Origin of the sequence: uncultured Caballeronia sp., from assembly GCF_964243625.1 — a bacterium.
In the GTDB taxonomy this organism is placed as follows: Bacteria; Pseudomonadota; Gammaproteobacteria; order Burkholderiales; family Burkholderiaceae; genus Caballeronia.
In genome coordinates this window covers 1-6,878 of the sequence record NZ_CAXTGZ010000024.1, presented here as the reverse complement: position 1 = coordinate 6,878, position 6,878 = coordinate 1, and the positions used below count along the sequence as shown (strand labels likewise).

Here is a 6,878-nt window from a genome sequence, read left to right as displayed (position 1 = left end):
AGGATCGCTGTATCGGAGAGATACAGCGGATCGCGACCCTCGCCCGGACGCACGACTTCCAGACGCGGCAATGGCTCCCGCGTGTAGCCTTCCACGAGCGTGAGGTCAGCGGGACTCAGCCGCGCAATCAGATCAGTAAGCGGCGGCTCGGGACCATCGTGCAACTCACGCACGATCGCGTAACGGTACGGCGAAGCGATCAGCACTTCTCCCGCGCCGGCGGCGCGAAACCGTGCGCTGTCCTTGCCGGGCGGTTCCAGATCGATCGAATGATGGCTGTGTTTCACCACGTTCACAATCAGGCCGCGCGCCTGGAACCAGGGCAGGAGCGCTTCAATCAGCGTGGTCTTGCCTTGTCCCGAACGCCCGCAGATTCCGAAGATGTGCAGCTTTGCCGCCGCTTGCGTCATATCGCTTTCCCGTCTTTCCAACCCTTGATATCCGCGCGCGCTACTGCTTCGGTGACATAGCGCTGTTCGGCAAGGTCGCGCAGTGCGAGCGACATGGCTTCGCGGATACGCAACTCGACCTGTTCGAACGGCAATATTCTGCCCGGCGATTTTTCGTGAACGCGGACAATATGAAAACCGAATTCCGTTTCCACGAGCGCAGGGCAGAGCGTGCCGGCGGGCGCGGCGAATACCGCGCGCTCGAATTCTGCCACGGTATCGCCGCGGCCGATTTCTCCGAGCGCGCCGCCATCCCGTCCCGAGGGGCAATTGGACAACGTCCGCGCAGCATCGACGAAACGCAGTTCGATGTCGGCGCCTGCCCCCAGCAACGCGTCGAGCGTTTGCTGCGCGCGTTTTCTCAGCGCCGCCAGGTCCACGCGTTCGGTCACCTGAAACAGGATGTGGCTGACCCTCGCGCGCTCGTTCACGCGCCAGCGTTCCTGATCCGCCAGGTAATGGCGCTTGCACTCTTCGTGCGTGGGCGCGGCGGTCCCGGTGATCTGATGCTCGAGCAGCGCTTCGATCAACTGCTCGTCGCTCGCAGCGGACGCGAGGTCCAGATGCGCGGCTTCATCGAGGAGCACGCGGCGCAGCACCGCCGCCGTCAGCGCCGCCTGATGTGCGTCGGGCGTCTCTGCTTCGCCCGCCAACTCGCGTTCGATATCCTGGTCTGTCAGTTCCGTGCCGTTGACTGTGATTGCTATGATGTTCCTTTCCAAACAATAAGCGCGAACAAGCGCCGATCAGCGCGGCCGCACGAGCTGCCATGCGCGGCCCAGATACGTCACGGAAGCGAAGCCGCTCCAGACATGCACGAGCCGCGTGAACGGGAAGATCACGAAGAGCGTCATGCCCATGAAGAGATGCAGGCGGAACAGCAGCGGGGTGTTCGCAACGAAGCTCGGGGCGTCGCCCCGGAACGTGACCACGTGCTGCGCCCACGTCATCAACTGAACCATCATGTGGCCGTCCATGTGAGCGGACGATTCTCCGATCGTCGTCAGTCCCAGCAGCAGCGTGCAAAGAATCCAGAGCAGCAGGACCTTGTCGCCCATGCGGGTGACGGCCGAAACACGCGCGTTGGTCATGCGCCGATGAATCAGGATCAGCAGTCCCGACAGGCACAGCCATCCCATGATGCCGCCGGCGATCATCGCGACGGCTTGTTTCGTGCTGTGATCGACACCGAGAAAATCCCATACGGCGACCGGCGTCAGCAAGCCGGCGAGATGCCCGAAGAACAACCCGAGAATGCCGATGTGGAACAGGATATTGCCCAGCCGCAAATTGCCGCGATGAAGCATCTGCGAGCTGTCGGCTTTCCATGTGTACTGCTCGCGCTCGAAACGCGCAAGGCTGCCGAACAGGAAGATGGCGGCCGCGATATACGGATAAATGCCGAACAGAAATTGATTGAACATGAGCGGGTCCCTTGACTCAGTTGGCCGTGGCCGGTGGACGCGGATGGAAATGCACCGGCTGGGCCATCGGCGTGGACGTGGATGGAGCAAGCAGCGGTTCGACTCCGTCCGCGCCCGGGCCGAAGCGTTCGAGCGCCTCGTCCATGTCGCGAATGGGTGGAATCTCGGCGGCTTGCGGGACGACATCGGTCATTGAACGCAGGACTGTGAAGACACCGGCGTACGGGCTTTGATCGCGAGCAAGACGGTCGCCTAACGCGGCGAGGACGTGGATGGCTTCGTCGAGTAACGCACGTGCTTCGGAAGGCTCGATGTTGCCAAGGACTTCCAGAAACAGCGGCACGTGGTCGGGCAATTCGTTCGTCGCCATTTCGAGGCCATGCCGGCGGTATTCATCGAGCAGATCGACCATGGCTTGTCCGCGGTCCCGGCTTTCGCCGTGAACGTGCTCGAACAGATGCAGCGAATGCGCGGGATTACGGTCGAATGTCGCGACGTAATTCTCCTGCAACTCGATCAACGGGGATGCATTGAGCAAGGCGACGAGCGGCTGTAGCGCGGCGCGGGTCGTGTCCGGGAACGCTTGCAGCTCCTGATCGATCTCGCCAAGTGCATCGAGCAATTCCTGCTCGGGGTAGTCGAGCAAGGTCGCGAGCAACGTGTAGATGGAAAGCGTAGCGTTCACGATGAGACCTCAGCTTGCTTGCGGGACTTCGGCATGTCGGCGAATACCACGCTGCCCTGCGGTTTCTTGCCGAACAACGATCCTTCCGAGACCCCGCCCGAGCAGCCATTGCCAAACGTAAAGCCGCAACTGCCTTTGTCGTTGAAGCTGTCTTCGACGATTTCCTTATGCGATGACGGCACGACGAAACGGTCTTCGTAGTTCGCAATGGCCATCGTCTGGTACATGTCTTCAACTTGTGCGGGCGTGATGTTCAGGCCCTTCAGCAATTCCGGTTCGGCGCGGCCATGCACAACTTCAGCGCGCTTGAACGCGCGCATGGCGAGCATGCGTTCGAGAGCGGACGTGACTGGGGCTTCGTCGCCGGCGGTCAGCAGGTTGGCCAGATACTTCACCGGAATGCGCAGGCTCTTCACGTCCGGAATGATGCCGTCCATGCCGATATGACCCGCATCCGCCGCCGATTGAATCGGCGAAAGGGGCGGGATGTACCAGACCATCGGCAACGTCCGGTACTCGGGATGCAGCGGAAACGCGACCTTCCATTCAACCGCCATCTTGTAGACCGGCGACTTGCGTGCGGAATCCAGCCAGCTTTGCGGAATGCCTTGCGCGAGCGCTTCGGCCTGCACGGCGGGATCGTGCGGATCGAGGAACACATCGAGCTGCGACTGATACAGGTCCTTCTCGTTTTCAACCGCTGCCGCGTCGCCAATCTTGTCGGCGTCATAGAGCAGCACGCCGAGATAGCGAATCCGTCCCACGCACGTCTCCGAGCATACGGTCGGCTGGCCTGCTTCAAGTCGCGGATAGCAAAAGATGCACTTTTCGGCCTTGCCGCTTTTCCAGTTGAAGTAGATCTTCTTGTACGGGCACCCCGAGATGCACATGCGCCAGCCGCGGCACTTGTCCTGATCGACGAGAACAATGCCATCGTCTTCGCGCTTATAAACAGAACCTGACGGGCACGACGCCACGCACGCCGGGTTCAGGCAGTGCTCGCACAGCCGCGGCAAATACATCATGAAGGTGTTTTCGAAGGTGGCGTACATCTCCTTCTGCACATTCTCGAACAACGCGTCACGTCCGCGCGATGAAAACTCGCCGCCCAGGTCGTCTTCCCAGTTCGGACCCCAGACGATCTTGTCCATCTTCTTGCCGGTGATGACCGAAACAGGGCGCGCGGTCGGCGGCGTCTCGCTCAGGCGCGCTTTCTGCAAATGCTCGTAGTCGAACGTGAACGGCTCATAGTAATCGTCGATAGCCGGCAGATTCGGGTTCGCGAACAGGTTCGCGAGCACCTTCAGCTTGCCGCCCTGGCGTGGACGCAGTCGGCCAGATGCATCGCGTATCCAGCCACCTTGCCACTTCTTCTGGTTCTCCCATTCCTTCGGATAACCGATGCCGGGCTTCGTCTCCACGTTGTTGAACCACGCGTACTCCACGCCGTCGCGCGAGGTCCACACGTTCTTGCACGTCACGGAGCACGTATGGCAACCGATGCATTTATCCAGATTCAACACCATTGCGACTTGCGCACGAATTTTCACGATGCAGCTCCTTCATGTTCCTTCAGCGGACCTTCGAGCCACGCCACTTTTTTCATCTTGCGCACGATCACGTACTCGTCGCGGTTCGATCCCACGGTGCCGTAGTAGTTGAAACCGTAGGCTTGCTGCGCGTACCCGCCGATCATGTGCGTCGGCTTGAGCACCGTGCGCGTGACCGAGTTGTGGATGCCGCCGCGCATGCCGCTTGTTTCGGCCCCCGGCACGTTCACGATCTTTTCCTGCGCGTGATACATCAGGCACATGCCGCGCGGCACGCGCTGGCTCACCACGACCCGCGCTGTCAGTGTGCCATTCACGTTGAACACTTCCACCCAGTCGTTATCGACGAGACCTGCTTCTTTTGCCTCTGCTTCAGACACCCACACGTGAGGTCCGCCGCGCGAGAGCGTCAACATGCGCAGGTTGTCCGAGTAAGTGGAGTGGATGCCCCATTTCTGGTGCGGCGTGATCCAGTTGAGCACGAGCTCATGCTCGCCGTTGGGCTTGGCGCCGAGCATGGCGGTGACGGTTTTCGTGTTGATCGCCGGCCGATACACGCACGAGCCTTCGCCGAAATCCAGCATCCAGCGATGATCCTGGTAGAACTGCTGGCGGCCCGTCAGCGTGCGCCATGGGATCAGTTCATGCACGTTCGTATAACCGGCGTTGTAGCTCACTTCCTCGGATTCGAGGCCCGACCATGTGGGCGCGGAAATGATCTTGCGCGGCTGTGCCTGGACGTCGCGGAAACGGATCTTGTCGTGCTCGCGGCCAAGCGCGAGGTGCGCGTGTTCGCGTCCCGTGATCTTCGACAACGCTTCCCACGCCTTGACTGCCACATGCCCGTTGGTTTCCGGCGCGAACGTGAGGATCATCTCGGCTGCATCGATAGCCGTGTCCAGACGCGGACGTCCCAGGCTCACGCCCGGTTCGGTGACGGTTTTCGTGATGTCCGCGAGCTCGCCGACTTCGTGCTTGCTGTTCCAGTTGATGCCCTTGCCGCCGTTGCCTTGCGTATCGAGCAGCGGCCCGACCGATGTGAACTTGCGATACACATCCTTGTAGTTACGCTCGACGACGGTCATGGACGGTGCGGTCTTGCCCGGGATCAGGTCGCATTCGCCCGCGCGCCAGTCCTTCGGCTCGAACGGCTGGCCGAGCTCGCCGGGGGTGTCGTGCATGAGCGGCGTGCAGACCAGGTCGGTGCGCGTGCCCAGATGCGCACCGCCGATTTCCGCGAACTTCTCGGCAATGCCCTTGTAGATTTCCCAGTCGCTCTTGCTTTCCCATAACGGTTGCACGGCTTCCGACAACGGATGAATGAACGGATGCATGTCCGATGTATTGAGGTCGTCTTTCTCATACCACGTAGCGGTCGGCAACACGATGTCGCCGTAGAGGCAGGTCGTGCTCATGCGGAAATCGAGCACCGTCAGAAGATCGAGCTTGCCTTCGGCGGCGGGGCGCACGTTGACTTCGCCCGGCATGATGGCGTCGTTTTCATCGGAGAAGAGGGCGTTCTGCGTGCCGAGCAAATACTTCAGGAAATACTCGTGCCCCTTGCCCGAACTGCCCAGGATGTTCGAGCGCCAGACGAACATGTTGCGCGGGAAGTTGACGGGGTTGTCCGGGTCGTCGCAAGAGAACTGCAGCTTGCCGGACTTCAGGCGGTCCACCACATAATCCACGGGCTTCATGCCGGCGTGAACGGCCGCGTCAGTGAGGTCGAGCGGGTTTGCACCGAGTTGCGGTGCGCTCGGCAACCAGCCCATGCGCTCGGACTTCGCGTTGAGATCGAGCATGGAGAGGTGCGAATACTTGCCCATGTTCGCGGTCGGCGCGAGGACTTCACTCAGGCCCACTTTCTCGTGACGCCACTGACTCGTGTGGTTGTAGAAAAACGACGTGCCGTTCATCTGGCGCGGCGGCTTCGACCAGTCGAGCGCGAATGCGAGCGGCGCCCAGCCGAACTGCGGACGCAGCTTTTCCTGGCCTACGTAGTGCGCCCAGCCGCCGCCGCTCTTGCCCACGCAACCGCACATCATCAGGAGGTTGATGATGCCGCGATAAATCATGTCGTTGTGATACCAGTGATTGAGCGCCGCGCCCACGATCACCATGCTCTTGCCCTGGGTCTGATGGGCGTTCGTCGCAAATTCGCGCGCCACCTGGATCACGAGGTTGCGCGGGACCGTGGTGTGCTTTTCCTGCCATGCCGGCGTGTAGGGGACGTCGTCGTCGTAGCTCGTTGCGACGTTCGGGCCGCCAAGGCCCTGGTCCACGCCGTAGTTCGCCATCTGCAGATCGAACACGGTCGCAACGAGCGCGCAGGTGCCATCGGCGAGGGTGACGCGTTTTGCCGGGACGCGCCGGCTCAGCAGCGCGTCGTGCTCGCTGCCGAAATAGGGGAAGCCGACTTCGACGGCTTCGTCGTGCGCGTCGATCATGGAAAGACGCGGGTCGATGGCGCGGCCGCTGCCGCCGTCCTTCAGTTCGAGGTTCCAGCGGCCGACCTTCTCGCCGTCGTTGTGCGACGCCTCGTTCCAGCGAAAACCGATCGTGCCGTTGGGCGCGACAATCTCGCCGCTGCCGGCGTCCAGCACGAGCGTCTTCCATTGCGCGTTGTTGGCTTCATCGAGGTTATCGGCGAGATGCGATGCGCGCAGGAAGTGATCGGGGACCAGGGTTTCGCCGTTGTCGCGCAACAGCACGAGCATCGGCATGTCGGTGTATTGCTTCACGTAGTCGCGGAAATACGCGGACTGGTTCG

At 61.4% G+C, this 6,878-nt stretch carries 6 protein-coding genes; all 6 read right to left on the bottom strand.

The genetic code is table 11. The features are described from left to right. A partial coding sequence (mobB, locus tag ACFFAR_RS02985; protein ID WP_375507502.1) for a molybdopterin-guanine dinucleotide biosynthesis protein B occupies window positions 1–410 on the bottom strand: 410 nt, incomplete at its 3' end. Further along, window positions 407–1,171, bottom strand: a complete 765-nt coding sequence (locus ACFFAR_RS02980) for a peptidylprolyl isomerase (RefSeq protein WP_375507501.1) — start codon at window positions 1,169–1,171, stop codon at window positions 407–409. The genes ACFFAR_RS02980 and mobB, both read right to left, overlap by 4 nt. A gap of 24 nt (window positions 1,172–1,195) precedes the next feature. Further along, window positions 1,196–1,873 carry a respiratory nitrate reductase subunit gamma gene (narI, locus tag ACFFAR_RS02975; RefSeq protein ID WP_174362302.1) on the bottom strand — a complete coding sequence of 226 codons (678 nt, stop codon included), beginning with the start codon at window positions 1,871–1,873 and terminating at the stop codon, window positions 1,196–1,198. A gap of 16 nt (window positions 1,874–1,889) precedes the next feature. Continuing rightward, window positions 1,890–2,558, bottom strand: a complete 669-nt coding sequence (narJ, locus tag ACFFAR_RS02970) for a nitrate reductase molybdenum cofactor assembly chaperone (protein WP_375507500.1) — start codon at window positions 2,556–2,558, stop codon at window positions 1,890–1,892. Next, the gene (narH, locus tag ACFFAR_RS02965; RefSeq protein WP_174362303.1) at window positions 2,555–4,108 is read right to left on the bottom strand and encodes a nitrate reductase subunit beta; all 1,554 of its coding nucleotides are present in this window, start codon (window positions 4,106–4,108) and stop codon (window positions 2,555–2,557) included. Before narH ends, narJ begins: the two co-directional genes overlap by 4 nt. Next, a partial coding sequence (locus ACFFAR_RS02960) for a nitrate reductase subunit alpha (RefSeq protein ID WP_375507499.1) occupies window positions 4,105–6,878 on the bottom strand: 2,774 nt, incomplete at its 5' end. The genes ACFFAR_RS02960 and narH, both read right to left, overlap by 4 nt.

Bases quoted from the DNA above. Each gene is read 5' to 3' on its own strand.
- narI (WP_174362302.1), bottom strand. From the start codon at position 1,873: ATGTTCAATCAATTTCTGTTCGGCATTTATCCGTATATCGCGGCCGCC.